Origin of the sequence: Micromonospora sp. NPDC049004, from assembly GCF_040649315.1 — a bacterium.
Taxonomy (GTDB): Bacteria; Actinomycetota; Actinomycetes; order Mycobacteriales; family Micromonosporaceae; genus Micromonospora.
Genome location: NZ_JBEZFG010000009.1, coordinates 271,113 through 297,371 on the forward strand (window position 1 = coordinate 271,113; position 26,259 = coordinate 297,371).

27 protein-coding genes are annotated in these 26,259 nt (G+C 71.8%); 15 read left to right on the plus strand and 12 right to left on the minus strand.

Annotated elements, in window-relative coordinates:
* The first annotated feature begins 128 nt into the window (after positions 1–128).
* The 6 genes from AB0B97_RS26035 to AB0B97_RS26060 all read left to right on the plus strand — a co-directional run bounded on the left by AB0B97_RS26035 (position 129) and on the right by AB0B97_RS26060 (position 6,142).
* Positions 129–2,384 carry a hypothetical protein gene (locus tag AB0B97_RS26035; RefSeq protein ID WP_357497202.1) on the plus strand — a complete coding sequence of 752 codons (2,256 nt, stop codon included), beginning with the start codon at positions 129–131 and terminating at the stop codon, positions 2,382–2,384.
* 25 nt (positions 2,385–2,409) lie between these two features.
* Positions 2,410–2,901: an SsrA-binding protein SmpB gene (smpB, locus tag AB0B97_RS26040; RefSeq protein ID WP_357497204.1), complete on the plus strand. Its 492-nt coding sequence runs from the start codon at positions 2,410–2,412 to the stop codon at positions 2,899–2,901.
* 91 nt (positions 2,902–2,992) lie between these two features.
* Positions 2,993–3,409: a TOBE domain-containing protein gene (locus tag AB0B97_RS26045; RefSeq protein WP_357497206.1), complete on the plus strand. Its 417-nt coding sequence runs from the start codon at positions 2,993–2,995 to the stop codon at positions 3,407–3,409.
* A gap of 41 nt (positions 3,410–3,450) precedes the next feature.
* A complete protein-coding gene (modA, locus tag AB0B97_RS26050; protein ID WP_357497356.1) occupies positions 3,451–4,188 on the plus strand; it encodes a molybdate ABC transporter substrate-binding protein in 738 nt (245 codons plus the stop codon).
* Positions 4,185–5,000, plus strand: a complete 816-nt coding sequence (locus AB0B97_RS26055) for an ABC transporter permease (RefSeq protein WP_357497208.1) — start codon at positions 4,185–4,187, stop codon at positions 4,998–5,000. Before modA ends, AB0B97_RS26055 begins: the two co-directional genes overlap by 4 nt.
* Positions 4,997–6,142 (plus strand): ABC transporter ATP-binding protein, encoded by a 1,146-nt coding sequence (locus AB0B97_RS26060; protein WP_357497210.1) that lies wholly within the window; start codon positions 4,997–4,999, stop codon positions 6,140–6,142. Before AB0B97_RS26055 ends, AB0B97_RS26060 begins: the two co-directional genes overlap by 4 nt.
* A 51-nt stretch (positions 6,143–6,193) precedes the next feature.
* Here the strand turns inward: AB0B97_RS26060 and AB0B97_RS26065 are convergent, their stop codons facing one another.
* From AB0B97_RS26065 to AB0B97_RS26080, 4 genes are all read right to left on the minus strand, one after another.
* Positions 6,194–6,607, minus strand: coding sequence for a type II toxin-antitoxin system Phd/YefM family antitoxin (locus AB0B97_RS26065; RefSeq protein ID WP_357497212.1), 414 nt, complete (start codon positions 6,605–6,607; stop codon positions 6,194–6,196).
* Between the two features lie 42 nt (positions 6,608–6,649).
* Positions 6,650–7,222 carry a GNAT family protein gene (locus AB0B97_RS26070; protein WP_357497214.1) on the minus strand — a complete coding sequence of 191 codons (573 nt, stop codon included), beginning with the start codon at positions 7,220–7,222 and terminating at the stop codon, positions 6,650–6,652.
* 78 nt (positions 7,223–7,300) lie between these two features.
* On the minus strand, positions 7,301–7,741 hold the full coding sequence (locus AB0B97_RS26075) for an EVE domain-containing protein (RefSeq protein ID WP_234582494.1): 441 nt from the start codon (positions 7,739–7,741) through the stop codon (positions 7,301–7,303).
* A gap of 33 nt (positions 7,742–7,774) precedes the next feature.
* Positions 7,775–9,040 (minus strand): hypothetical protein, encoded by a 1,266-nt coding sequence (locus AB0B97_RS26080; protein ID WP_357497216.1) that lies wholly within the window; start codon positions 9,038–9,040, stop codon positions 7,775–7,777.
* Positions 9,041–9,210: 170 nt separating this feature from the next.
* On the opposite strand from AB0B97_RS26080, the gene AB0B97_RS26085 reads away from it, so the two are divergent.
* Entirely contained in the window at positions 9,211–10,767 is a 1,557-nt protein-coding gene (locus AB0B97_RS26085; RefSeq protein ID WP_357497218.1) for an NAD(P)/FAD-dependent oxidoreductase, read from the plus strand.
* A gap of 31 nt (positions 10,768–10,798) precedes the next feature.
* Here the strand turns inward: AB0B97_RS26085 and AB0B97_RS26090 are convergent, their stop codons facing one another.
* Complete coding sequence (locus tag AB0B97_RS26090; RefSeq protein ID WP_357497220.1) at positions 10,799–11,224, minus strand: hypothetical protein; 426 nt, start codon at positions 11,222–11,224, stop codon at positions 10,799–10,801.
* A 183-nt stretch (positions 11,225–11,407) separates the two neighbouring features.
* Between AB0B97_RS26090 and AB0B97_RS26095 the strand changes: the two genes are divergently transcribed.
* On the plus strand, positions 11,408–12,361 hold the full coding sequence (locus AB0B97_RS26095) for a hypothetical protein (RefSeq protein WP_357497221.1): 954 nt from the start codon (positions 11,408–11,410) through the stop codon (positions 12,359–12,361).
* Positions 12,362–12,409: 48 nt separating this feature from the next.
* Here AB0B97_RS26095 and AB0B97_RS26100 read toward each other — a convergent pair whose 3' ends face one another.
* Complete coding sequence (locus AB0B97_RS26100; RefSeq protein WP_357497223.1) at positions 12,410–12,820, minus strand: hypothetical protein; 411 nt, start codon at positions 12,818–12,820, stop codon at positions 12,410–12,412.
* A gap of 117 nt (positions 12,821–12,937) precedes the next feature.
* Between AB0B97_RS26100 and AB0B97_RS26105 the strand changes: the two genes are divergently transcribed.
* Positions 12,938–13,618: a hypothetical protein gene (locus AB0B97_RS26105; RefSeq protein ID WP_357497225.1), complete on the plus strand. Its 681-nt coding sequence runs from the start codon at positions 12,938–12,940 to the stop codon at positions 13,616–13,618.
* 80 nt (positions 13,619–13,698) lie between these two features.
* On the opposite strand, the gene AB0B97_RS26110 is transcribed toward AB0B97_RS26105, so the two are convergent.
* The 4 genes from AB0B97_RS26110 to AB0B97_RS26125 form a co-directional block, all read right to left on the minus strand.
* A complete protein-coding gene (locus AB0B97_RS26110; RefSeq protein WP_357497227.1) occupies positions 13,699–14,934 on the minus strand; it encodes a cellulose binding domain-containing protein in 1,236 nt (411 codons plus the stop codon).
* 35 nt (positions 14,935–14,969) lie between these two features.
* Positions 14,970–16,403, minus strand: a complete 1,434-nt coding sequence (locus AB0B97_RS26115; RefSeq protein WP_357497229.1) for a cellulose binding domain-containing protein — start codon at positions 16,401–16,403, stop codon at positions 14,970–14,972.
* Positions 16,400–17,437 carry a pectinesterase family protein gene (locus tag AB0B97_RS26120; RefSeq protein WP_357497231.1) on the minus strand — a complete coding sequence of 346 codons (1,038 nt, stop codon included), beginning with the start codon at positions 17,435–17,437 and terminating at the stop codon, positions 16,400–16,402. Before AB0B97_RS26120 ends, AB0B97_RS26115 begins: the two co-directional genes overlap by 4 nt.
* Before the next feature lie 155 nt (positions 17,438–17,592).
* Positions 17,593–18,840 carry an MFS transporter gene (locus AB0B97_RS26125; RefSeq protein WP_357497233.1) on the minus strand — a complete coding sequence of 416 codons (1,248 nt, stop codon included), beginning with the start codon at positions 18,838–18,840 and terminating at the stop codon, positions 17,593–17,595.
* Between the two features lie 123 nt (positions 18,841–18,963).
* Here AB0B97_RS26125 and AB0B97_RS26130 point away from each other — a divergent pair, with 123 nt between their 5' ends.
* The gene (locus AB0B97_RS26130; RefSeq protein ID WP_357497235.1) at positions 18,964–19,929 is read left to right on the plus strand and encodes a LysR family transcriptional regulator; all 966 of its coding nucleotides are present in this window, start codon (positions 18,964–18,966) and stop codon (positions 19,927–19,929) included.
* A gap of 54 nt (positions 19,930–19,983) precedes the next feature.
* On the opposite strand, the gene AB0B97_RS26135 is transcribed toward AB0B97_RS26130, so the two are convergent.
* Entirely contained in the window at positions 19,984–20,427 is a 444-nt protein-coding gene (locus tag AB0B97_RS26135; protein ID WP_357497237.1) for a DUF5980 family protein, read from the minus strand.
* 414 nt (positions 20,428–20,841) lie between these two features.
* Here AB0B97_RS26135 and AB0B97_RS26140 point away from each other — a divergent pair, with 414 nt between their 5' ends.
* The 4 genes from AB0B97_RS26140 to AB0B97_RS26155 all read left to right on the plus strand — a co-directional run bounded on the left by AB0B97_RS26140 (position 20,842) and on the right by AB0B97_RS26155 (position 24,573).
* Positions 20,842–21,228, plus strand: a complete 387-nt coding sequence (locus AB0B97_RS26140) for a YciI family protein (protein WP_357497239.1) — start codon at positions 20,842–20,844, stop codon at positions 21,226–21,228.
* Positions 21,228–22,499: a sigma-70 family RNA polymerase sigma factor gene (locus AB0B97_RS26145; RefSeq protein WP_357497241.1), complete on the plus strand. Its 1,272-nt coding sequence runs from the start codon at positions 21,228–21,230 to the stop codon at positions 22,497–22,499. Before AB0B97_RS26140 ends, AB0B97_RS26145 begins: the two co-directional genes overlap by 1 nt.
* A gap of 194 nt (positions 22,500–22,693) precedes the next feature.
* On the plus strand, positions 22,694–23,944 hold the full coding sequence (locus tag AB0B97_RS26150; RefSeq protein WP_357497243.1) for a cellulose binding domain-containing protein: 1,251 nt from the start codon (positions 22,694–22,696) through the stop codon (positions 23,942–23,944).
* A gap of 95 nt (positions 23,945–24,039) precedes the next feature.
* On the plus strand, positions 24,040–24,573 hold the full coding sequence (locus AB0B97_RS26155; protein WP_357497245.1) for a GNAT family N-acetyltransferase: 534 nt from the start codon (positions 24,040–24,042) through the stop codon (positions 24,571–24,573).
* A gap of 61 nt (positions 24,574–24,634) precedes the next feature.
* Here the strand turns inward: AB0B97_RS26155 and AB0B97_RS26160 are convergent, their stop codons facing one another.
* Entirely contained in the window at positions 24,635–25,117 is a 483-nt protein-coding gene (locus tag AB0B97_RS26160; protein WP_357497247.1) for a hypothetical protein, read from the minus strand.
* A gap of 190 nt (positions 25,118–25,307) precedes the next feature.
* On the opposite strand from AB0B97_RS26160, the gene AB0B97_RS26165 reads away from it, so the two are divergent.
* Positions 25,308–26,231 carry a maleylpyruvate isomerase N-terminal domain-containing protein gene (locus AB0B97_RS26165; RefSeq protein WP_357497249.1) on the plus strand — a complete coding sequence of 308 codons (924 nt, stop codon included), beginning with the start codon at positions 25,308–25,310 and terminating at the stop codon, positions 26,229–26,231.
* Positions 26,232–26,259: the final 28 nt, after the last annotated feature.

Below are 26,259 nucleotides of genomic sequence, written 5' to 3' on the forward strand. Positions count from 1 at the left end.
CCGGGCCCGGGCCCCACCCCCGGGTGGCCACCGCCGCCGGCTTCCTCCGGCCCGGGCGGGTAACGCCCCCCCCCCGGGGGGGGTGTGCCCCCGCCCCCCCGCCGGCGGTCGCACACCTCGGGGGGCTGATGACGGACGCGTCGCCGACCGAACCGACGACGTCGGGTCGAGTCGTGGAGCTGCGGGTGCACGGCGTCTCCGGGGCGGGCGCCGACCAGGTCCTCAACCGGCCGTACGTGCACCAGGTCGCCGGGGACCGCAGCGGCGGGTTCTACCGCCCCCGACCCGGCTACCCGGACTCGACCGGCACGGACGGGGTGACGCTGGAGGCGTACCGCTGGAGCGACCTGCCGTCCGGCACGGCCGTACGGACGCTGTCGCTGGTGTTCCTGTTGCCGTTCATGCTCTGCAACGTGGCGCTCTGGATGCGCCCGGAGAGCCTGCCGGGCAAACACGTCATCGTCGCGCTGTGTCGGGTGCTCGCGCTCACCCTGACGATGCTCTACGTGCTCTCCATCGTCGGGATGGCGGTGGACCTCGTCGCCTGGCGCTGCATGGGCACGCCGGCCTGCACGGCCGGACGGAGCTGGCTGTCCTGGCTCGGCGGGCGTCCGCCAGGGGTACGGCTGGGCGTGGCGGCCGTGGCGCCGGTCGCCGCGATCGGGATCGTGTGGTGGCTCGGCGCGCGCCCGAGCCACTCGTTCGACGCCTTTCGCACCGGGGCGACCCAGGAGACGTCCGTCCAGCAGTTGAGCGCGGTCGGCCAGTGGGACGGGACCCCGGTGGTGGGACGGCTGCGCTCGGTGCACGTCGCGGCCGCGTTCGCGACGCTGGACGGCAGCCTGCTCGCCGCCTGGGACAGCGAGAACGAGTCGTTGGTGCGGGCGGCGCTGGCGGTGGCGACCGGGGCCGTTCTGCTCACCTGCGTGGTGCTGCTGACGAGGGTGCGGGGCATGGACCGACCCAGCCCGGTGCCCCGGCTGGAGGCGGCCACGCGCGGGCTGCGCACGATCGCGTGCGGCCTGACGATCCTGGTGATCGCGTACACCCTGACCAGCCGCGAGCCGTGGCCGCAGAGCAGGATGCTGCCCGGCTACAGCGCCACCGTGGCCTGGTTGTTCGTCAGCCAGACCGTCCTGCTGGTGATCCTCGCGGCGGTGGTGATCTGGGTGCGCGGCAGTGGGCGACGCGCCGACGGAAAGCGGCTTTCCCGGCTGCGCGCGCTGGGCTCTCCGGTGTTCGTCACGATCGCCGCCGGGCTCGCGGTGGCGTTCTCCGCCGAGTTGGTCTACCGGGTTGCCGACGTGTTGGACCGCGGCGGCGGGCCCACCGCGCCGGAAGCCTTCAGCCCGCCACTGGCGTACAAGTGGGCGATCTTCGGGTTTTTCCTGGCAGTGCTGGCCGCGCTGCTGGTGGGCGTGGTGGCAACCGTGGCGACCCGTCCCAGCCGGTGGCGGGCCGCGCGGGCGATCGTGGCCGCCGACTTCCCGGACGCACCGCCGGAGGCGGGGGCGCGGCTGCGCCGGGTCGAGCAGGCGGTGGCGCGGGCCCGGTTCACCGAACGGCTGGAGCCCCTCACCGTCGTCTACGCCGGCTCCGCCGCGCTCGGACTGGCCACCAGTTTCCTCGGCCTGCTCCAGATCTACCCCGGGGACGTGTTCGAGCAGTACGTCGGTGTGCCCGACAGCTTCGTCAACTTCCTCATCGGGGCGGGCAGCTACACGATCGCCGCGATCCTGGTCGGGCTCGTGATCGGCGGCATCTTCGCGTACCGGACGGCCGGGTTCCGCCGGTACGTGGGCGTCCTGTGGGACCTGGGCACCTTCTGGCCCCGGGGGGCGCACCCCTTCGCCCCACCCTGCTACGCCGAGCGGGCCGTGCCGGAGCTGACCAAGCGGATCACCTACCTCGTGGACCAGGGCGCGGGGGTGCTGCTGGCGGGGCACAGCCACGGCTCGGTGCTGCTCGCGGCCACGCTGCTGCAACTGCCGCCGCGGGTCACCGACCGGGTCGCCCTGCTCACCTACGGGTCGCCGCTGAGCCGGCTGTACTCGCGTCTGTTCCCCGCCTACGTCGACGAGTCGTCGTTGCGGGAGATCGGCGAGCGCGTCGGCTGGCGCTGGGTGAACCTGTGGCGCGACACCGACCCGATCGGCGGGTGGATGTTCGCTCCGCACCGGCCCGGGGACACCGGGACGCTTACCGGGCCGGAGGCGGCGGTGGACCGCCGGTTGACCGACCCGCAGGGCGTGATGCCGCCGCCCAGCGACAGCGTGCCGCCGCCGATCCTGGGTCACTGGCCGTGCGAGTCACAGGAGGAGTTCACGCAGGCGGTGCGGGACCTGGCCGGGCGGCTGCGCGCTCAGCGCCGGACGACGGACTGAGGCGGCGGCCGGATATCGTCGCCGGGTGAGCCCGTCCAAGCAGCCCGAGCGTCGACTGATCGCCTCGAACAAGAAGGCCCGGCACGAGTACATCGTGCTGCGCACGTACGAGGCGGGCATCGTGCTGGTCGGCACCGAGGTGAAGTCGCTGCGCGAGGGGCGGGCGTCGCTTGTCGACGCGTTCGCCCACGAACGCGACGGCGAGATCGTGCTGTACGGGCTGCACATCGCCGAGTACACCTACGGCACGTGGACCAACCACGCGCCGCGCCGCAACCGCAAGCTGCTGCTGCACCGCTCCGAGATCAGCCGGATCTTGGAGAAGGTCCGCGAGGGCGGGGTGACGCTGGTGCCGTTGTCGCTGTACTTCGACAACGGCTGGGCCAAGGTCGAGCTGGCCCTGGCCAAGGGCAAGCGCGCGTACGACAAGCGCCAGACCCTCGCCGAACGGGACGCCAACCGAGAGATCGCCCGGGAGTTGGGCCGGCACCTGAAGGGCCACCCCCGACGCCCCTGACCGCACCTGCGGCCCTGCGATCGCAATATCAGCGCACAAGCGGCCCACTGCACCCTTTCGCGCTCGCAGATGCGAGAGCTAGGGTGACCCGGTGACGATGTTCCGTATCGGCGAGGCCGCCGACCTGCTCGGCGTCAGCGCCGACACGATCCGCCGCTGGGTGGACGCCGGGCGGTTGACCGCCGGGCGCGACGAGCACGGCCACCGCGTCATCGACGGCGTCGACCTCGCGGCGTTCGCCCGCTCGCACGCCGCCGACCCGGACGCGGGAGCGGAGTTCTCCTCCGCCCGCAACCGGCTGCGCGGCATCGTCGTCGACGTCCGCAAGGACACGGTGATGGCTCAGGTGGACATCCAGGCCGGCCCGTTCCGGGTCGTGTCGCTGATGAGCCGGGAGGCGGTGGACGATCTCGACCTCCAGGTCGGGTCGATGGCCGTCGCGGTGATCAAGTCGACGACAGTGGTGGTGGAGCGGGCCACGCCCACCCGGACGAGGGTCGGCGGGTGAGCGGCCGGAGCGTGCTGGCGACGCTGACGGCGATCGCCGTACTGGCGCTGACCGGCTGCGGCGGAGGCGACGACCCGGCGGGCGACGACGCCGACGGCCGGGTCACCGGCACGGTGACCGTGTTCGCCGCCGCCTCGCTGACCGAGTCGTTCACCCGGATCGCCAGCGACTTCGAGGCCGCCAACCCGGGCGTCACCGTCACCCTCAACCTCGCCGGCAGCTCGGCCCTGGCCAACCAGATCAACCAGGGCGCCCCGGCGGACGTCTTCGCCTCGGCCGCCGAGAAGAACATGGCGACGGTGACCGAGGCCGGTAACGCCGAGGGCACACCGAGCGTCTTCGCCCGCAACCAGTTGGTGATCGCGGTGCCCGGCGGTAATCCGCGGGGCGTGACCGGGCTGGCGGATCTGGCCCGTCCGGGGGTGAAGGTGGCGCTCTGCGCCGACCAGGTGCCCTGCGGTGCGGCGGCACGCACCGCCCTGACCGCGGCCGGCGTCGCGTTGACCCCGGTCACGTTGGAGCAGGACGTCAAGGGGGCGCTCGCCAAGGTGAAGCTCGGCGAGGTCGACGCGGCCCTGGTCTACCGCACGGACGCCCGTGCGGCGAGCGCCGACGTGGCCGGCGTCGAGTTTCCCGAGTCGGCGCGGGCGGTCAACGACTATCCGATCGTCGCGCTGAAGGACGCGCCGAATCCGGCCGGCGCGCGGGCCTTCGTCGCGTACGTCCGCTCGGCGCCGGCACAGGCGGTCCTCGCCGGGGCCGGTTTCCAGGCGCCGTGAGTCAGGCCCTTGCCCGTGTCGTGCCGCGCCGACGGGGGCGGGTGCCGGCGGCGCTGCTGATCCCGGCGGGGCTGGGCCTGCTCTTCCTCGTCCTGCCGCTGGCCGGGCTGGTGGTCCGGGCGCCGTGGACGACGCTGCCGCAGCGGCTCACCGCGCCGGGGGCGCTGACCGCGCTGCGGCTGTCGGTGCAGACCGCGACCCTGGCCACCGCGCTCTGCCTGCTGCTCGGGGTGCCGCTGGCCTGGCTGCTGGCCCGGGTCGAGTTTCCCGGCCGCCGGCTGGTCCGCGCCCTGGTCACCGTGCCACTGGTGCTGCCACCGGTCGTCGGCGGCGTGGCGCTGCTGCTGGTCTTCGGCCGGCGCGGGCTGCTCGGCGGCTGGCTCGACGCGACGTTCGGCGTCACCCTGCCGTTCACGACAGCGGGTGTGGTGCTGGCCGAGGCGTTCGTCGCCATGCCGTTCCTCGTCATCGCCGTCGAGGGTGCGCTGCGCGCCGCTGACCACCGCTACGAGGAGGCGGCCGCGACGCTCGGCGCCGGGCGGTGGACCACCTTCACCCACGTCACGCTGCCCCTGGTGGCACCGGGTCTGGCCGCCGGCGCGGTGCTGTGCTGGGCGCGTGCGCTCGGCGAGTTCGGCGCCACCATCACCTTCGCCGGCAACTATCCCGGGCGTACGCAGACGATGCCGCTGGCCGTCTACCTGGCGTTGGAGACCGACCTGGAGTCCGCGATCGTGCTCAGTCTGGTGCTGCTGATCGTCTCGGTGGGCATCCTGGCCGCGCTGCGGGACCGCTGGCTGGCCAGCCCGTGACCGCGCCGATGGACGACGAGACCAGAACCGCGCCGCTGGACGCTGCCGGACCCGCGCCGCGGGACGACGAGGCTGGGCCCGCACCGCTGCTCGACGCCCGGCTCGTCGTCGACCGGGGCGCCTTCCGGTTGGACGTGCCGTTGCGGGTCGCGTCGGGCGAGGTCGTCGCGCTGCTCGGGCCGAACGGCGCCGGCAAGACCACCGCGTTGCGCGCGCTGGCCGGGCTGCATCCGCTCACGGCCGGGCACGTCTCCCTCGGCGGCGTCGACCTGGATCGGCCGGCGAACCGGGGTTGGGTGCCCACCGAACGCCGCCCGGTCGGGGTGGTCTTCCAGGACTACCTGCTCTTTCCGCACCTCGACGCGCTGGACAACGTGGCCTTCGGGCCGCGCCGGCACGGCGTCGACCGGCGGACGGCGCGGGCCACGGCCCGGGACTGGCTCGACCGGGTGGGCCTGGCCGGCCAGGCGCACCGCCGGCCCCGGCAGCTCTCCGGCGGGCAGGCGCAGCGGGTGGCGCTGGCCCGCGCACTGGCCGTCGGGCCGTCGCTGCTGCTGCTCGACGAGCCGCTCGCCGCCCTGGACGCCCGCACCCGCCTGGACACCCGCGCGGAGCTGCACCGCCACCTGGCCGCGCACCCGGGCGCCACGGTGCTGGTCACCCACGACCCGCTCGACGCGTTGGCGCTGGCCGACCGCCTGGTCATCGTCGAGGGTGGGCGCGTGGTGCAGGAGGGCGACGGCCCGAGCGTCACCGCCCGCCCGCGCACCGACTACGTGGCCCGGCTGGTCGGGTTGAACCTCTACCGGGGCCGGGCACAGGGTCACGCGGTACGTGTCACGCCGGAGCTGACCCTCAGCGTGGCCGACCGGCTCGACGGGGACGCGTTCGTCGCATTCCGCCCGGCGGCGGTGGCCCTGCACCCGGCCCGGCCCGACGGCAGCCCCCGCAACACCTGGGCGGGCACCGTGGCGGGCGTGCAGCGCCACGGCGACAACGTGCGCGTGCAGGTGGACGGGCCGATCGGCGTGGCCGCCGACGTCACGCCGGCGGCCGCGGCGTACCTGCGGCTGATCCCCGGCCAGCGGGTCTGGGTCGCGGTCAAGGCCACCGAGACCCACGCCTACCCGGCCACGACCTGACACCCGCGCTGCATGCTGCCGGGGTCGGCGACGGCCCGCGACGAGCGGCGGTCAGTCGGTGAGCAGGTCGGCGTGCGCGGCGCGTAGCCGGGACAGCGCCGGGTCGCTGCCCGGGACGACGCGGCGGTCCAGCTCGGCCCACACCTCGGCCAGCGCCGCGCGGACCGCCCCCAGCTCGGCGGCGTGCCGCTGGCTGCTGCGACGGTGCTGCTCGTCGAGCCGGCGGGCCCAACCGGCGGTGACCGCGGCGAGCCGGTCGCCGTCGGCGCGGGCCTGCGCGCCGCTGCGGGCGGCGACTGCGGGAACGATCGCGGCGACCGGGCGGGGGTCGCCGTCGCGGGTGACGACGGTGACGGCGTCGGTCAGCTCGGCCAACGCGACGAGCTGGCTGAACCGGGTGCGCGCCTCACGCAGCGGCACGGAACGCGGCGGGTCGGATCCAGGGGTGAGCGCAGGGACGGCCATGAATGCATGGTGCCGCCCGGGTACGACAGAAATCCGCAGTCGTCAGTGGACGGTGGGCGGCAGCGTTGTGGGCCGGGCCAGCCACTCGTCGGCCGGCACCGACCAGATTTCCAGGTCGATGCACCCGCGTGGGCTCGGGTGGACCTGGCGCAGGGTGCCGTCGTGGCGCAGGCCGAGGCGCCGGGCCAGGGCGATGCTGCGGGTGTTGGCCGCGTCGGTGCGCCACTCGACCCGCTGGATGCCGCGCTCGCGGACCGCCCAGTCGACGATGCGGCGGATCGCGGGAGCCATCAGGCCCCGCCCCTGCGCGTCCGGCTCCAGCCAGCAGCCGACCTCGCAGACGCCAAGCGTGACGTCGAACGACACGAACATGACCCCGCCGACCAGGGTCCCGTGCCGCCACAGTCCCCAGATGCCTCCGCTGTCACTGGCCCAGCGGTCGGCGTAGCGCTGCAGCACCGCGCGGGCCGACGGCAGGTCGGTGGCGACGAAGGTCGGCGACACCCAGGGGCGAATGTGCTCGCGGGCCCGGTCCAGGTGGGCGAGGAACTCCTCGGCCCGCCACGGCTCCAGCGGGCGCAGTTCGACCTCGTCGGTCAGCGGCAGGGCGAACACCGGGCCTCCCGGGACAGTTGGGTGCACGACGACGGGTAGCAGGCTCGCACAGGTCCGCCGGCTCGCCCCGACCGGGCCTCAGACCGGCAGGTACGTCCGCAGGGCGGCGAACTGGGCCACGGTCAGGTACGAGGGGTTGGCCGCCTGCGGCTGCCGGAACACCTCCAGGGCGGCGAGCCGGTCGTCGGCGCGCAACGCCTGCCGGGGCACCCGCTCGCGCTCGGGGAGGATGGGCAGGTCCAGGGGCACCGACCACTGTCGCTCCGGTGGCCCCGGCTCGGCCACCCCGGTGACCCGCCCGACGCCCCACACCCCGTACGGCAGTCGGGCGCGGCTGCCGCTGGCCCAGAAGACCACCGGCTGCCCGGCGCGCATCAGCCGGGCACGGTAGCCGGGGCGTACGCACCAGCTCGTCACCAGCGGTTCGCGGGCGAACCGGGCGGTGAGGTCGACCGTGTCGGCGTTGCCCTTGATCAGCCAGGCGCCGAGATCGTCGAGGCGCACCCGTGGCTCGGTCATCGCCTCATCCTGCCCCGGCCGGCGGCCCTCCAATCAGATGATCATGTGGGTCCAGTAGGTGAGCCAGAGCACGAACAGCGCACCCTGCACCACGGCGAGGACGGCCGTCAGCCACACGTCGACGCCGGCGGAACGGGCCCAGCGGGCCAGCACCAGGGCCACCGGGAACACGGCCAGCAGGTAACGCAACAGGCTCTTGTAGACCGCCGGGCCCATCGACAGCGGCACCAGGATCATGAGCACGCCGTAGACCAGATACGGCAGCTCCCGGCGACGGAACCCGGCGACCAGCACGGCCAGCACGACCAGGGCGAAGAGGACCCGTCCGGCGTCGCGGGGCCCGCCGGCCAGAGCGTCCACCACCACCGGCACCGGGTTCTGCATCGTGATCCCCCAGCCGACCCGTTGGGCGTGCTGGTAGGCGAACCAGTCCCCGCCGCGCCACCGGCAGAACGCCATGAAGGTGAACCATCCGGCGGGCAGCAGCAGCAACGGCCAGCCGATCCGCAGGTATCCGAGCAGGGCGCGTGGGCCCAGCCGCCAGTCGTGCTGGCGCAGCAGCACCAGCGCCAGCGGCAACGCGACGAGCAGCCCGAGGGACCGGCTCATCGCCAGGAAGTAGCCGAGCACGCCGACCAGCAGCCACCGCCGTCGCTCGGCGTAGTAGAACGCGGCCAGCGCGAGGCAGACGAACAGCGACTCGGTCAGCGCGGCCTGGAACAGAAAAGCCGTCGGCAGCAGCACCAGGTAGCGGGTGAACCGACGGGCCGCGTCCGGGTCGCCGAGCAGCAGCTCGGCCAGCCGGTAGCCGTACACCAGGGCGCCCAGGAACGCGACGTTGCTGATCAGCAGCAGGGCCAGCGCGTTGTCGCCGCCGAGCAGCGCGCCGACCGGCCGGGCGAGGAAGGGGTAGAGCAACGGGAAGCCGAAGTCCCCCCACGGCCGCCCGGTCAGCGGCAGCTCGCTCAGCCGCAGGTAGAGCAGCGCGTCCCAGGCGAACCAGAAGGAGATCCACCGATGGCCGGAGACCTCCCGCTGCTGCGCCCACATCATCGCCTCGTCCGGCGGCGGCGCACCTCCGATGCCGTCCCAGGCATGCAGGACCAGCAGGCCGAGCAGGGTCAGCAGCAGCTTCGCGCCGAGAAAGAGCCCGATGAGGTACGGCCAGGGCGCCGGCACGCGCCGGGCCAGCCGCGCGCCCGCCCCGGCCGTATTGGCCAGCCGGGCGGCCCACGCCACCGCGGCGGGCCGGCCAGCCAGCATCGCTGCGTGTCGCCGGCCGCTTCGCCACCGGTGCATCCGCCCCGCTCCCCCGGTCCGCCGACCCACCCGCCGCGTGAGGGTGCCGCCCCTTTCGTTGTACGCCCCGATGCGCCCCGCCGGAGCGAAACGACCACGACCAGCAGGTGACATCCCGGGCATAACGGGTACGCGCCGCGCCTCAACCATCGGCAGGGAGTACGGGCGGCATGAGCGAGCAGCACGGCACGGTGGTCATCGGCGCGGGGCCCGCGGGGCTCACCGCGGCGTACGAGTTGCTTCGACACGGGCGGCCCGTCCGGGTCTTCGAGGCCGACGAGGTGGTCGGCGGGATCAGCCGGACCGTGGAGCGCGACGGGTGGCGCTTCGACATCGGCGGGCACCGGTTCTTCACCAAGGTGCCCCGGGTGGAGGCGTTCTGGCACGAGATCCTGCCCGACGAGGACTTCCTGACCCGACCCCGGATGAGCCGGATCTTCTACCGGGGCGCCCTGTTCAACTACCCGCTGAGCGCGACGAACGCCCTGCGCAACCTGGGGCTGCCCGAGGCGGTGCGCTGCCTGGGCTCGTACGCCCGGGCCCGCCTGCGCCCGCCGAAGGACCAGTCGCACTTCGAGGGCTGGGTGTCGGCGCGGTTCGGCTGGCGGCTGTACTCGATCTTCTTCAAGACGTACACCGAGAAGGTCTGGGGCATGCCGGCGGACCGGTTGCAGGCCGACTGGGCCGCGCAGCGGATCAAGAACCTGTCGCTGGCCACGGCGATCCGCAACGCGGTGCTGCCCCGCCGCCGCCGCACCGACGTGACAAGCCTGATCGAGGAGTTCCAGTACCCGAAGTACGGGCCGGGGATGATGTGGGAGCGCTGCGCCGAGGAGGTGCGTCGGCGCGGCGGGGAGGTGTCGACGGGCACCTGGGTGACCGCCGTGCACCGCGACCCGAAACGACGACGGGCGATCAGCGTGACGCTCAACGGCGCGGGCGGGCAGCGCACCGAGCCGGCCGACGACGTGATCTCGTCGATGCCGATCTCGGAGCTGGTCGCCGCGCTGCGTCCGCCGGCGCCCCCGGAGGTGCTGGCCTGCGCCGCCGACCTGCGCTACCGCGACTTCCTGACGGTCGCCCTGGTGGTGACGGCCGAGTTCTCGTTCCCGGACAACTGGATCTACGTACACGACCCGGCGGTGCGGGTGGGCCGGATCCAGAACTTCGGCTCGTGGTCGCCCTACCTGGTCAAGGACGGGCGCACCTGCCTGGGCCTGGAGTACTTCGTGTTCGAGGACGACGAGATGTGGCGTACCCCGGACGCCGACCTCGTGGCCCTGGCCACCGCGGAGCTGGAACGGTTGGGCCTGGTCCGCCCGGGGGTGGTCGAGGCCGGGCACGTGGTGCGGATGCCCAAGGCCTACCCGGTGTACGACGAGCGCTACCAGCACAACGTGGACGTGATCCGGGCCTGGCTGGCCGAGGCCGTGCCGAACGTGCACCCGGTGGGGCGCAACGGCATGCACCGCTACAACAACCAGGACCACTCGATGCTCACCGCGATGCTGACCGTCGAGAACATCGCCACCGGCGCAACCCACGACGTCTGGTCGGTCAACGTGGAGCAGGACTACCACGAGCAGTCGACCGGAAACGGTCGACGGGGCACCGGCCGCGACGCGCCGGTGCTGCCGCGCCGGATCGTCACCGCCCCGATCGCCGCTCCCGAGGGCGTCCGCGCAGCCGACGACGGCGGCCGATCCGCGCAGGCGCCCCTGGTCTGACGGACCGGGGCCCGTTAGGCGAACGCCAGCGTCAGATCGGGCCGCTGGTGTAGATCTTCGTGCTGCTCTCGTTGCCGATGAACGGGTTGTTGACGGCCCACAGCAGGCCCTCGTCGTACTCCGGCACGTCGAAGTTGCACATGACCCAGCCGGCGTCAGCTCCGCTGCTGTTGATGCACTGCCGACTCCAGTCCGGTCCCTGGATCGTGCCGGCCGCCGACGCGCCGTTCGCCTTGGTGTCCTTCACCCAGACCCGGTCCCCGTACGCGGCGAAGCATGCCTTGGCGCCGGTCGTCGACACGCACCACACGTCGACACCGTTGGCCGCCGGCGGCGCACCGCTCGGCGTGCCCGTGGCCGCCGACGCCGCCGAGGCGGTTCCGACCAGCACGAGGGCCACTGTCGTCGGCACCATGACCAGGGCACCCGCCAACCGCGTACTCGGCTTCCTACGCATCCACGTCAACTCCCCCAGCATTCATCATGATCGTCACTCCGGTGCTGGACGGTAGCAGTCGGACCGTCGCCGAACGAAGCCGATGTGGACGGTGTCTCATGATCGGTCTGCCATTGATCTGCGACACCGGAGAGAGATCGATCCGTTGGATGGCGGACGGATCAACGTGGCTACCATCCTGTCGTGATCGAGGAGTTGATCAGACGTGCTGCCGCCGAGGACGACGACGCGATCGAGGAGTTGTGCGCGATCGCGGACACCGACCCCCGAAGGCTGACCCCGCACCTGGGTCTCCTGCTCGACCTCGATGTGCTGTACCCGGCGAAGTTGTACCGCGCTGCGGACGCCGACGTGGTCCGTCGGGTCGTCGAGCAGGTCGACAGCGGCCGCACGCCCGATCGGCTCAACCACCTGCTCATGGTCCTGGCGCACAGTGCTCACCCGTACGCCGAGAGCGCACTACGCCGCTGGACGGCGCAGCCTCCCGCGGGTTCGGGCGAGCTGCACGTCGATGCGCTCAGCTACGCTCACGAGGGCGGCTGGGCGGTCGGCTCGGACGGCCGGCGACGGGACCTGTGCGGGGACACCGCGTACCGGTGGCTCCTGCGCGAAACAGCGACCGGCCCCGATCGGCCCGGCTGCCCCTGGTGCGCCTCGCCGCTTTGGGTTGCCGCAGACCTCGACACCACCGATGCCGCCATCGCCGCGGCGCTGGCCCACACCGGCTGGTCCGGGCGGTTGGTGATCGAGACCTGCCACTTCTGCGCCTGCTACACGACGTTGTACAGCCACGTCACTCCGGCCGGTGGCGCCACCTGGTGGGCCGGGAACGCCCGCCCGAGCTACCTCCCGGACGCCGACGAACCGGAGGAACCTCCGACGCTGACGCCGGTCCTCGGTCTGGCCCTGGCGAGCCCGTACCAGGTCAGCGCCTGGAACCAGGGTGGATCGACACTGGGCGGCCGGCCAGAGTGGATCCAGGACGCCGAGCACACCGACTGCCCCGGTTGCGGTGAACCGATGGACTACGTGGGTCTGATCGCCGGCGCCGATCTGGACGAATACGGCGAGGGCGCCTACTACCTGCACCTGCACCAGCCGTGCGGGTTCGCGGCGGTGAACTACCAGCAGAGTTGAGGGCCGGATGGGGTTCCACCACGGGTCGGTGGCGCCTCCGCGTTCGACTCAGAGCCACGTCCAGGGGCGGATCGCCCTCCACACCCGTCCGCGCATCCGTGCGCGCCGCGGGTGGAGGAAGACCTCTATGTCCTCCAGCGCGGTACCGGCGGTACCGGCGAGGTGTGGCAGCGCCCGGGCTCGACGCAGCGCGGCGACCACCCGGCGCTCATCCAGTTGACGGTGGACCCTCGCCAGATGCCCCAGGCACGTCGCGGCGAGCGCACTGACCTGACGATCGTCGTGTTCGAGCAACCGAAGGTGCAGTTCCTGCAGCTCCCGCCAGTCTCCGTCGCCGTACAGGGCGGTGCCGACCATGGCGTCCAGCGCGGCCGACAGGTCGCCGCGGTCGAGCGCGGCGCGTACCTCGTCCGGTGTTGATGGCGGCGGGTTGTGGAAGACGTGATGCTGGTGACGCACCGGCGCATCCTCTCTCATCCGGCGCTGCGGCGCGTTGCCCGAGTCGTCGCGCTCCGTTGGCGACGGCGTCGGACTCCACCGACGAGCCCGGGCGTTGACTGGGCGTAGGTTCACCGGGTGACCGTGTACGACATCGCCGCCACACTGCCCCCGATCGAGGTGCTGCGGGACCGCTGCAAGGCACTCGCCGTGCTGGAGCGCATCATCGACGGTGGCGAGCCCTACTACGCCTACACCCGCAGGTGGGGTGACGACGAAGCGGCGCTGATGGACAACGGTAGCGGCGATGAGTGGACCGTCGTGTTCACCACTGCGGGCGCGTTCATCCGCGTGTTCGACCACGAGTCGGCGATGAGTCCCTACCGCGATCCGCACCACGACCTGTGGACCGGGCTCCTCGACGGCATCCCGTCGGCGTTCCGTCCGCTGATCGAGGAGCCGGCGTTCGGCGACGAAGAGGGCCTGTTCGTCGCCACCGCTGTGCTGTGGCGGCTCTCCAGTGATGACCGCTGGCACGCCGGCGAAGGCATCACGTTCCCCCCGCTCCGTGGACCGCACGGCGACAACGACCCGGACGGCGCCGGCCTGCTCGAGATCCTGCTCGACGACATCGTCGACCGGTACGTCGAGTTCGCCGAGGACTACTACCGGATCGAGGTGGATCCGAGGGTGGTCGAGCACGTCGTCACGTACCGTCCACTCACCGACGCCGTCGTCCAAGCCCTCAACCCGGAAGTGACAGTTGGCCGGCTGCGCGAGGACATCGCCGCGATTGGATATCCGATCGCGGCGGCGTGACGTCAGGCCCCGAATTGACGAATTGATTACCTGGAGTCGGCTGGCTCCCGTCGTCGGCTAGCGCTGCGGGAGGTGTGGCGTCACTTCAGGTAGGCGGCGAGCGGGATGTTCTGCGCCTTGAGGGCGGTGGCGATCAGGCCGGCGATCTGTCGGGCGCCGGCGGCCTCGAAGTGGGTGTGGTCGTTGCAGAAGAACGCGCCGACCGCGCCCGTCGAGTAGTCACCGTTGTTCGGGCACAGCCGGAGCGTGTTGTAGAGCGCCACGCTCCTGGCATGCAGGTCGATGACCGGTACGCCGTTGGCGGCGGCCGCGGCCGTCGTCTCGGTGACGAAACCGCGATTGCCGACGGCGGTGCCGCCGCTGCACGTGATCGCCGCGACCGGGGTGACGAAGATCGGCTTCACGCCTCTGGCTTTGGCGGCTGTCGCCATGACGCCGAGCAGTTCCTTGAAGCGGTTGCTGCCGACGTGTCGCGGGCAGGCCGAGTCGCCGTCGTTGATGCCGAACTGGACGATCAGATAGTCACCGGTCCTGAAGCCGTTGGCGGTGTCCAGCATCGCCGACCATCGCGCGCTGTAGGCGGTCGAGCTGAGCGTGCACTCGCCGGCCGAGTTCTTGGTGGAGGTCACGTTGCCCTCGTACAGCCACGTCTGGATGCTGCGACCGCCGACGGCGCTGTTCTGCACGGTGACGTTCGAGGTGAGGTAGGACGCGAACTGGCTGCCCCAGCCGATCGGACAGGAGCTGGCATTCATCATCGTGGAGTCGCCGGCCATCCACACCCTGATCGGCGCGGGTGGCGATGACGTGGAAGGGGTCGCCTGCGGTGTGCTCGGCTCGGGGCAGGGCGTTGGCCCGGGCGTCTGTGTCGGCGTCGGCGTCTGTGCGGTGGGGGTCGCGGCCGGTGGGCCGGCGCAGGTGACGCCGTTGAACGAGAACGACGACGGCACCGGGTTGCTGCCGCTCCACGAGCCGGTGAAACCGAAGTTGACCGATGCGCCGGAACCGACGGCACCGTTGTAGCTCACGTTGGTCGCGGTCGCCGCCGTGCCGGTGACCGTGACTGTGGCGTTCCACGCCTGCGTCACACCCTGCCCGGGGGCGAGACTCCAACCCAGGGTCCAACTGGTCACCGCGTCACCGAGGTTGGTGACGACGACATCGGCTCCGAATCCGCCGGTCCACTCGCTGGTGACCCGATAGGCGACACCGCACGCCGGGGCGGCGGCCTGGGCGGTGGCGATGCCGAGCCCGCCGGCCGCGACGGTCAGGACCGTTGCCGCCAGGACCACGAGACGCGATCGGCCAACCTTCATCGGGTTACTCCTGCCTCGATCGGAGATGCGCGCCGTCAGGTGGCGGCGGCGCACGGGGAGCCGTTGAGGGCGAACCCGGTCGCTCCGCCGAGCGGGCTGTCGGTGACAAATCCGAAGCTCGTCGAACCGGCGGCCGGGATCACCGCGTTCCAGGCGGCGTTCACCGCGGTGGCCGCACTGCCGGACTGGGTGACTGTGGCATTCCAGGACTGCGTGATCCGCTGACTGCCGGGCAGGGACCAGGTGAGCGTCCAACCGTTGACTGGCACGGTGGAGGTGTTGCTGAGCGTCACGTCGAACTGGGCACCCGTACCCCAGTCACCGGTCTTGCGGTAGGTGAGGGCGCAGGCCCCGCCCGCGGGAGCGGTAGGCGCAGGTGTGGTCGGCGCAGTCGTGGGGGCCGGGCTCGTGGGGGCCGGAGTCGTGGGGTCCGGGGTTGTGGTCAATCGTGCGCTGAGGACCGGGGCCAGCCGGTCGGTGATGGCCTGGTGGCCCGCGTCGTTCGGGTGCACCGAGTCGCTCAGACCACCGGACGGCAGCCAGCCGGTGGTGTCCACGTAGAACACGTTGGCGTCGCCTGCGGCGTTGCGTGCCCGCACCGCCGCCTCCGTCTCCGCGGCATAACGACCGATGAACGTCCGCATGGCGAAGAGCTTGGCGTTCGGGAACCTGGCCCGGATCCGCGTGAGGAAGGTGGTGTACGTCGCCTGGAAGGCCGTGGCGCTCACGCCATGGCTCTTGTCGTTGGTCCCCAGGTTGATCACCACGCCGTCGGCCGTGTAGCGGGAGAAGTCCCACGGGTCGGTGCCGGCCTGGCCACCGGACGACATCCAGTAGCGGGTCTCCTGCGCCCAGCACCCGTCGGTCGTCTCGGCCAGACACATGCCACCGATCGCGATCTGGGTGTGGTCGTAGCCGAGCCTCTCACCGACCTTGAAGCCGTAGTCCGTCACGGCGAGCTGACTGCTCGTGGCGCCCGCGGTGATCGAGTCACCGACGAACTCGACAAGCTTGGGGCGGGCCGGTGGCGCGAAGGTGGCAGCGCCCGACTCCAGGATCAGCCCCTGGAAGACCGCGTCACCGGTGTAGGAGCCGGCCACCTGCCGGTAACTGACGATCAACGTGTGGTTGCCGGCCGCCAGCGCGGTCGGCGTCAGGTTGATCGTGCCGGAGCCGGTGAAGGACGTGAACGCCCTACCGTCGATGCTGGCCCACAGCTGGATGGTGTTGCGCTGCCGGAGCTTCACCGTCTTACCGGTGAACCCGACCCGCAGGTACGCGCCGGCCCAGTACGGCACGTAGGCCGAGGCGTTCGTCTTGTTCCACCGGCCGACGAAGCTGATGTTCGAGTCGGCAGGTGTGCCGTCACCGACCGCGGCCTCGGCGTTGAGGGCCGGCAGACCTGCGGCGAGCACGCCGGCGGCGACTGCGATGAGGGCCGCGGTACGCAGGGAACGGATCTTCGTCATCGGATGGGGTTCCAGCCGTCGTTACCCGCCAGGTAGGCGGTGGGCGTGTACTGGGTGGCGGTGGAGGCGCTCATCTGGGGGCGGTTGGCGTTGACGCCGGCGCCGGCACCGGTGCTGCTGTACTCGGCGAACCGGGCGGTCCGCCACGAGAAGCCGGACATGTCGGTCCAGGGATCGGTGCGGATGTGTGCGCCCATCGCGACGCCCCGGTAGAGGACCTGACCGCGGGCGTTGACGTCGCCGCTGGGGTGCCAGGGCCGGCCCAGATAGACGGTCCTGGCGGGAGCGTTGCTGGTCAGGGTGGTGCCCCAGAACAGGAAGCCGAACTTGTTGTTGATGTCGGTGGCCGCCGCGGTGATGTAACCGTTGTTCGACGACGAGCCCCGGGTGAGCGAGTGCACGGTGCCGTTCTGGAAGACCATGGTGCCCCGCCCGAAGATGAAGTCGACGTCACCCTCCACGTAGGAGTTACGGACGTAGAGACGCCGGACCGAGCTGACACTTGGCGCGTTGACCAGGAGGGTGTCCTGGTTGCCGAGGATGCGGACGTTGTCGAACTGCACCCGGTCGCCGGAGGTGTTGACGGCGACGGCCTGCTCGGCATCGAGGGTGTTGGCGGCCTCGTTGAAGTCGTTCGACATGGTCAGATTGCTGATCGTGGTGTCGTTGGCGTTGACGAAGACCGAGGCACTGCCGGACGTGCCGTACGTGCCGCCACCGGGCTTGGTCTGGCCGGATGCGTGTCCCTCGACGATCACCACCTGGGCGGCGGAGCTGCCCGCGCCGACCAGGGTGAGGTAGGGCTTGTTGGCGGGAATGGTGACCACGCCCCGGTAGGTGCCGGGTCTGATGGTGATGGTGACCGGCACGCTGTTGTTCGCCGCGACACTGTCGATCGCCGCCTGCACGGTCGTGTAGGTGCCGCTGCCGTCGGCGGCCACGGTGATGGAGGCGGAGGCGGAGGCGGACGCGGCGGAGGCCATCGGGACTGCGGCTGCGAGAGCGCACACGGTCACCACCGCCACCGAGCGCACGCGAAGAACCCTGCCGGGTGTGGTCATGAGCGTTCTCCGATCTCAGCGGGCCTCCGCCGGAGATCATGTCGACCGGCGGACGACGGAGTTAAGTTAACGTTAACATCGATGATTGGAAATATGAAGGTGGCGGGCACGGAGGGCGAGCCACCCGTTCATCCGACCCGAACGTCCCTCGTGGACGCGGCGGGTTCGGCGGCCACCGACGGTGTCCTCCTGGGTAGCAGGAGCGGGGTCGCGAGCAGGAGAACGCCGGAGATGGTGATCGCCGTGAGAGGGCTGGTGACTGTCGCGAGGACTCCCCAGATCACCACCAGGGCCGCCTGGACGAGTCTGCTGGCGGCACTCCACGTGCTGAGGACGGGGGCGGTGTGGCCGAGTGGGGTGCGGTGCAGTCGCTCGGTCGCGTAGATCGGGTTGAAGACGCCCATGCAGGTGATCAGCAGGCCCTCGACGACGATCACGGTGACGAGTCCGGGGATGCCCGGCTGGACGAACGCGAGACCGAGGGGAAAGACCGAGCGCAGCCACCCGGAGACGATCATGACCCGGTGCTGACCGTGGCGGACCACGAGGCGAGACGACAGGCGGGCGCCCACCAGGCCGCCGAGCGCCGGGACGCCGAAGGCGAGGCCATACTGCCAGGCCGGCAGGTGGTACTGACCCAGCAGGAGGACAGCCAGGAGCGGGGCGGTGGCCATGATGAGGCCGCCGACCAGGATGGAGTTGAGGAACAGCCCTCGCAGGGCACGGTCGTGCCGGATGAACCGCCAGCCGACCAGAAGATCGGCGCCGCGCAGCCGGCCGGCCCGGTCCGGAGGCGACGCGACGTCGCCGCCACGGATGCGCAGGACCGCGAGCGCCGACAGCAGATAGCTGACGGCGTCGGCGGCGACGGTGACGACCGGCCCGAGCAGCCCGACGAGCGCGCCGCCGAGGGGCGGGCCCACCGCGACCGCCGCCCAGTTCGTGGCCTCGAACCGTCCGTTCGCCACCACCAGGTGATCACCCTGGACGAGATACTTGAGGTACGCCCCGGACGCCGCGGCGAAGGCGATGCCCGCGGCCCCGGAGAGGACCGAGACGACAAGCAACTGGCCGTACGACAGCAGACCGAAGGCGTACGCGAGCGGGACGCTCGCCATGGCCACGAACCGGAGCAGGTCCATGGCGACCAGCACCTGACGCTTCGCCCGGCGCTCGACCCACGGCCCGAACGAGAACGCCACGACCGCCGCGACGGCCGGCCCGACCGCCGCCAGGATCGACACGGCGAACGCCGGCGAGTGCAGGACGCGCACCGCGATCAACGGGAACGCGCCGAAGGCGATCCACGTGCCGTACGTGCTGACGGCGTACGCCGACCACAGCCAACCGAAACTGGACCCCAACCGCGCGCGCATCCGCCCCCCTCGTGACAACCGACGTTCGGGTCCGGGCAGCACACCAGCGCCGCCGACGTCGGCGCAAACAACCGACGTCCGGGCGCGTCACAACCATCTGTTGTGCGGGTGGATGATGTTCCGGTGGATACCGAGGCGGTGCGGTCGTTCGTCCGAGCGGCCGAATTCGGGCAGCTGCAGCACGCGGCCGAGGAGCTGGGCGTGACGCAGCAGGCCGTGTCGAAGCGGATCGCCGCCCTCGAGCGCGCCCTCGACGTGCGGTTGTTCACCCGTACTCCCCGAGGGGTCGAGCTGACGCTCGACGGCCAGGCGTTCCTCCCGCACGCCCGGGGCATCGTGGCCGGGGTGGACCGCGCCCTCGCCGCGATCAGGCCGGGCTCGCGGGCCCTGCGGATCGACGTTCTCGGCCTGCGGTCCGCGCAGGCAGTCGTGCTGCACGACTACTGGCGGTCCCACCCGGAGACCAAGCTCGACGTGGTGACCCTGCGGGTCAACGACCCGCGCGCGGCCGTCGCCGCCGTCCAGGCGGGCGACATCGACGCCTCGTTCCGCTCGGTCACCGACCCGGCCACGCTGCCGCGCGACGTGCGGATGATCCACGCGTTCGACTCACCCCTGGAACTGCTCGTCGGCCCGCGGCACCCGCTCGCCTCCGCGCGCACTCTGACACCGGCCCAGCTGCGCGGGCACCGGATCTGGGTCCCCGGCATCGCGCCGAAAAGCGAGTGGTCGGACTTCTACGACCAGCTCGCCACCGAATTCGACCTGCGCATCGACGCCGCCGGCCCGCACTTCGGCGACGAGGTGCTGCTCGACATCCTCGCGGACTCCGCCGACGTGGCGACCTTCGTCGGCACGCGCGACAGGTACCTCTGGCCGACGAACCACGACCTGCGCCGCATCCCGATCGCGCGCCCGACGCTCGCGTACCCACTCTCGCTCATCCTGCCGCGCGTGAACGCGCACCCGGGGCTCCAGGCGGTCATCGACCACGTCGCGAGCCTGGCGCCAGCCCCGGCGACGACGTGGCGCCCGTCCTGGGCAGCGAAGCCGGTCGGCGGCGGGCCGGGCGGCATTCCCGGAAGCTGACGGACGGGAGCCGGCACCACCCCGCCGGCCGACCGGACCCGCCGCTGTCGCGCCCTAGCAGGATGAGCGGATGTCGAGGACGACCGGAGCGCTCTGCGTCACGGCGCCGTCCGTGACCCGGAGTTGCGGGACGTACCGGCCGGGCGTGACACCACTGACGCGGAACGCGGCCAGGCTCTGCACGAGGTGGCCGTCCCCGGAGCCGGGCGGCACGGTCAGCGGGCTGTACACCTCGACGCCGTCGGGCATGCCGGTGTAGCCGACGGCGAGCTGCGCCGACCAGGTCCCGTCGAGCACGACGAAGAAGTACAGGGTGCGGGGGTCGTCGGGGGTCGCGCAGAGCCGCTGTGGCAGGTCGACGAGCGTCCAGGTCGACGGGGTGCCCGTGGTCGTCGTGGGGGGCGCTGCCGAACCGGGCGTGCCGCCGACGAGGGCCAGCAGCGTTGTCGCCAGCGCGGCGGCGGCGATCCGTGCGGCGGTGCGGGAGAACTTCACCATCGACTCCTGTCCTCTGCGGCCGACATCGGTGGGAAACACCGACGATCCGGCAACCGCCGAGCGGCGGTGGGTCGTCGACACGCTGGACCCGACGCCGGATAAGAACGATATTTGTCGATGCAACAATCCCCCCGGGTGGTCTGCCTGTCAAGCAACCGGGAGCCGGCGGCCCCGCGGTCGATGCCGGCCCTGTCGATCCGGTTGCGGGTCGCCGCTTCGCGGAGCTGTGACAATGCGCGGGTGATCTGTCGAGCGTCCGTGTCCGTCGACGCTCGGAGCTGGTCCGACGGACGGAACGCGAGGCCACGAGGTGGACTGCGACGAGATTCTTGCGGCGCCGCGTCGATCCACCGTGCGCCCGTTCGACGTGTGGGGTGAGGGCCGAGGGGCGGCCCGCCGGATGAGGAGAACGCGATGTCGACGTACATGCTGATCATGCGAGGCACCGACGAGTCGAACGCCGCCATGATGGCCTCGATCGACGAGGCGATGGTCGCGACCCGCACGTTCATCGAGGAGATGGTCAGGGCCGGCGTCCTCCTCGCGGCCGAGGGGCTGGACGATCCGGCCCGAGGCGTCGTTGTCGACTTCGGGGGCGAGGCCCCGGTGGTCACGGACGGGCCGTACGGCGAGACCAAGGAACTGTTCGGGGGCTACTTCCTGCTCGATGTCGCCTCGAAGGAGGAGGCGGTGGAGTGGGCCAGGAGGTTCCCCGCGGTGCGCGGATCCAAGATCGAGGTCCGGCGGGTGGCCGGGGCCGACGAGGTCCCGGCGGACAGCGCGGGCAGCGGCCACCTCTGATGGGTACGGCCGACGTCGAGGCCGTCTGGCGGATCGAGTCGGCGCGGATCGTCGCCGCGCTGACCCGGTTCACCGGCGACTTCGGGCTCGCCGAGGACGCCGCCCAGGAGGCGGTGGCCGAGGCGCTCGTGTCGTGGCGGCGTGCCTCCCCGGCCAATCCGGGCGGTTGGCTGATGGCCACGGCCCGACGGCGGGCCATCGACGCGATCCGTCGCCGACATGCGCTCCAGGAACGGTACGCCCTGCTTGCAGCCGACACGGCAGGTGACGCAGCGGCCGGGCTCGTGGTCGACGAGGACATCGACCCCGACCGGATCGACGACGACGTGCTGGCGCTGATGTTCGTCAGCTGCCACCCGGTGCTCTCCCCCGAGGCCCGGGTGGCGCTGACCCTGCGCGTGGTCGGCGGCCTGTCCAGCGAGGAGATCGCCCGCGCGTTCCTCGTCTCCGTGCCGACCGTGCAGGCCCGCATCACCCGCGCCAAGAAGACGATCGCGGCGGCCCGGGTGCCGTTCGAGCTGCCGCCGGCCGCCGAGCGCCGGGAACGGCTCGGCGGCGTGCTCAGCGTCCTGTACGTGATCTTCACCGAGGGCTCCACCGCCACGTCGGGCGACAGGTTGCTGCGTCCCGACGTCGCGTACGAGGCGATCCGGCTGGCCCGTACGCTGGCCGCGCTTGCACCCGACGAGCCGGAGGTGCACGGCCTGCTCGCGTTGTGCGAGCTGACCGCCGCGCGTTTCCCGGCCCGGACCGGCACGGACGGCTCCCCGGTCCTGCTGGCGGACCAGGACCGACGGCTGTGGAACGTCTCGGCGATCCGTCGCGGGCTGGCCTCGCTGGCCAGGGCGTCGGCCCGCGGGCTCGGCCCGTACGGGTTGCAGGCCGCGATCGCCGCCGCCCACGCGACGGCGCCGTCTGTCGAGGCGACCGACTGGGGGCGGATCGTCGTGCTCTACGAGGCGCTCGGCCGGGTCGCCCCGTCACCGGTGGTCGAGCTCAACCGGGCCGTCGCCGTGGCCATGGCCTCGGGCCCGACGCAGGCCCTGGCCATCGTGGACGAGCTGATCGCCGCGAACCGGCTCCCCGGGTCGCACCTGGTCCCGACCGTACGCGGAGAGCTGCTGGCCCGGCTCGGACGGCGGGCGGAAGCGCGTGCCGAGCTGGAGCTGGCCGCACGGCTGTGCGCCAACCAGCGGGAACGCTCGGTGCTGCTGCGCAAGGCGTCGGAGTCAGCGGACCCAGGACCGGCGCAGCGCGCCCCCATCGATTGACACTTTTCGTTACGACGGTGATAGTAACTGCGTACCGCTCCCATCGGATCGCCTGTGGGGACCCCGCCGGGTGGTCGACGCGATCGCGCCTCGACCTGGCCCGTGGCCTGCGCTGACCGCTGTGGTCGCAGCGCGAACGAACAGCCGCCACCGCCGCCGCAGGGAGCCCACCGTGACATCCGTTGGAGGGGTGCATGAGAAGGAGATCGAAGATCTACGCGGGGCTGGTGAGCGTCATCGTCCCGGTCGCCTCGGTGATCGTGATGCTCGGCGCGACACCTGCCGACGCCGCCGTCGGCGGTTCCGGGCCCTATCCCGCCGACTACGAGACCTCGGCCAGCCTGGCCAACCACACCATCTTCCGGCCCCAGACGCTCCCGTCCGAACGCCTCCCCATCTTTGTCTGGGGCAACGGCGGGTGCTCGGCCAACGGCCTCTCCCAGGGCAACTTCCTGCGCGAGATCGCCTCCCACGGCTTTCTCGCCATCGCCAACGGCGCCCCGAACGGATCGGGCTCCACCACCTCCCAGATGCTCACCCAGTCCATCGACTGGGCCGTCGCGGAGAACTCCCGGCAGGGCAGCAAGTACTTCAACAAGCTCGACACCACCAAGGTCGCCGTCGCGGGCTTCTCCTGCGGAGGACTGGAGGCGTACGCCGTCTCGGCCGACCCGCGCGTCACCACGACCGGCATCTTCAGCAGCGGCCTGCTGAACGACGCCGACGACTACCAGCTCAGGCGGCTGACCAAGCCGATCGCCTACTTCATCGGCGGGCCCAGCGACATCGCCTACCCCAACGCCATGGACGACTGGGGCAAGCTGCCCGCCGGGCTCCCCGCCTTCATGGGCAACCTCAACGTCGGTCATGGCGGCACCTACGACCAGGCCAACGGCGGCGAGTTCGGCCGCGTCGCGGTGCTCTACCTCAAGTGGCGCCTGAAGGGCGACACCACCGCCGGCACCAACTTCGTCGGCCCCGACTGCGGCCTGTGCCGCAGCCAGTGGACCGTCCAGCAGAAGAACCTGACGCTCGACGGCGGCACGCCACCCACCACGCCGCCACCGACCACACCCCCGCCCACGACGCCGCCGCCCACCACACCTCCGCCCACGACGCCCCCGCCGACCACGCCGCCGCCCACCGGCACCCCGGCCTGCACCGCGGTCTACGCCGTCCAGGACCAGTGGAACGGCGGATTCGTCGCCACCGTTACCGTCACCGCGGGGACCGCCGCGCTCACCGGCTGGCGGGTCACCCTCACCCTGCCGAGCGGAGCGGCGGTCAGCTCGCTGTGGAACGGCGTCGCCAGCGGTACCAGCGGCACCATCACCGTGGCCAACCAGAGCTACAACGGACGACTGGCGGCGGGCCAGAGCGCCAGTTTCGGGTTCCAGGGCACGGGCAACGGCACCGGCACGACCGCCACCTGCGCCGGAAGCTGACGTGGGCCAGCTCTGCGGGTCGGCGCCGCCGGCACCGGCCCGCAGAGCTGTCGCGCGCCGTCAGGGCGCACCGGTCGGCATGCGAAACTGCCTCGGTGCCCTGGGAAGCCACGACGCCGCCCCGCCCGCCCGCACACCCCGTCGCGCTGATACCTGTCGACCGGGCGCACCGGGCGGTGCTCGGCAACCTGGGGCAGTTGTACCGCCATGACCTGTCCGAGGCGTACGGTCACCTGCCCAACGACGACGGCACATTCAACGACCGGCCACTCGACCGGTTTCTCGCCGGCGTCGACCCGCAGCGCCGGGCCTGGCTGATCACCGCGGCCGGCCGTACGGCGGGGTTCGTGATGACCACGCCGACCGAGGACGGCGGCACGTCCGTCACCAGCTTCTTCGTCGTGCGCGCGCTGCGCCGCAGCGGCGTCGGCCGTACCGCTGCCGTTCAGGTCATCTCGCTGTTCCCCGGCAGGTGGAGCATCGGCTTTCAGCGTTACAACGCAGGCGTCGAGGCGTTCTGGTCGCGGGTGGCAGACCAGGTCGTCGGGGACGCGTGGCAGGTCCACGATGGTCCCGCCGCCGAGACGCGGCCCCCCGACACCTTCCTCACCTTCACCACCGCCGGCTGACCGGATCGTCGCGGCGAACTGCGGTCCGGCGTGCCATCGGCGGAGCGTGGCCGGGGAACGGTCAGCCCTGTCGCCACACCTGGAACGTCTGCTGCACCCGCCACGCGCCGTCGGGCTGCCGCGCCTCGTTGCGCCAGCGGAACTCGTCGGCGGCGATGTCGGAGAAGGTCCACCGCAGATCACCGCCGTCGAGCACGATCAGCTCGCCGACGCGGGCGGCCCGGAAGGTGTGCGTCCGATGCCGGCCCGGCCCCACCCACGTCGAACGCCAGATGCCCGGCCCTGCCGTCGGATCGGGGAAGCGCACGCTGACGCCGTGCTCGACGCCGGGCAGGATCCAGACGTCGGTGGTCGCACGGCCGCCCAACGCGTACCCGAAGTGCCACTCGCCCCGCCGGACGGACGAGGACCCGTCGGGGTCGTACTCGGTGCAGTCCAGTGCCCAGGAACCCGTGAACTGTCCGAACAGGCTGAGGTCGACGCCATCGGCCGGACCGTCCGCGAGGAAGGCGGCACCGACGGCGAGTGACGAGTCGGGGAGCATGTCGAAACGATAGCCACACCTCCGGCGTCACCGCCGATGCGGCGTGCCGGCCGCCCCCTGCGCCGGTGCGGGCGATCAGGCCATCGAGGAACCCACCTGAGCGGTTCCCACGTTGTCCAGACTGCTGACGTGGCGAATGAGCGCACGTTCGGAGAAGTTCGGTCGGCGCGAAAGCCCGATACTGCTCGACGTGAGTGAAACGGCAGGCCCGGGCCGCTGGGATGTGGCCATCACGGCACTGCGCTCGGCTGCCGACCGGTTCACCGAGCTGGTGGCCGCCGCGCCGTCGCCCACGGCCATGGTCACCGACGACTGGACCCTCGCCGACACCCTCGCGCACGTGGTGTCGATCGCGGCGCTGTACGTCTCCCGGCTGGACGGCACCGAGGTCGCCATCCGGGTGCCCGGCCTGGAGGACATGCTCGCCGTCACGAACGTCGACACGGTCGCCGACGTCAACAGCCACGTGCTCGCCCACTTCACCGAGCGTGATCCGGAAGTCCTGCTGTCGCGGTTGAACACCGCGGTCGCCCGTCTCCTGGCCACGACCGCGGATCCACTGTCGACGGTGAGTTGGCTGGGTAACGCGCGGGTGACGGTCGGCGGCCTGTTCGCCCATCTGACCAACGAGCTGCTCGTGCACGGCTGGGACATCGCGCGGGCGCTGCGCCGACCGTGGCCGATGCCGGACGAACACGCCGCGCTCTACTGGGACCTCTTCATGTTCGACATGCTGCGTGACTCGTACGGAGTGCTGCTCAACACCGCGCTGCCGATGCCTCGCCACCACGTGTCGGTGCAGTTCCGGTCGGAGTTCACCTCGACCACGACGCTGACGCTGGGCGACCGCAGGGTGTGGATCGCGCCGCCCGACGGTCCGTTCGACGCGCGCGTGACGTTCCGGCCCGCCCGGTTCAACCTGATGATGTTCGGCCGGATCAGCATCGCGCAGGCGGTGCTGCGGCGCGACGTCGTCATCGGCGGGCCACGGCCGTGGCGGCTGCCCGCGTTCCTGCGGGTCGTGCACATGCCCAACGGTCGGCTGGCGCCGGCGGGAACGCAGAGGGCAGACCGACCACTGCGGGACAGGCCGAACGACGACGGCGCCGGCTGATCGTCGTACGCCGCGACGGCCGGCCGGC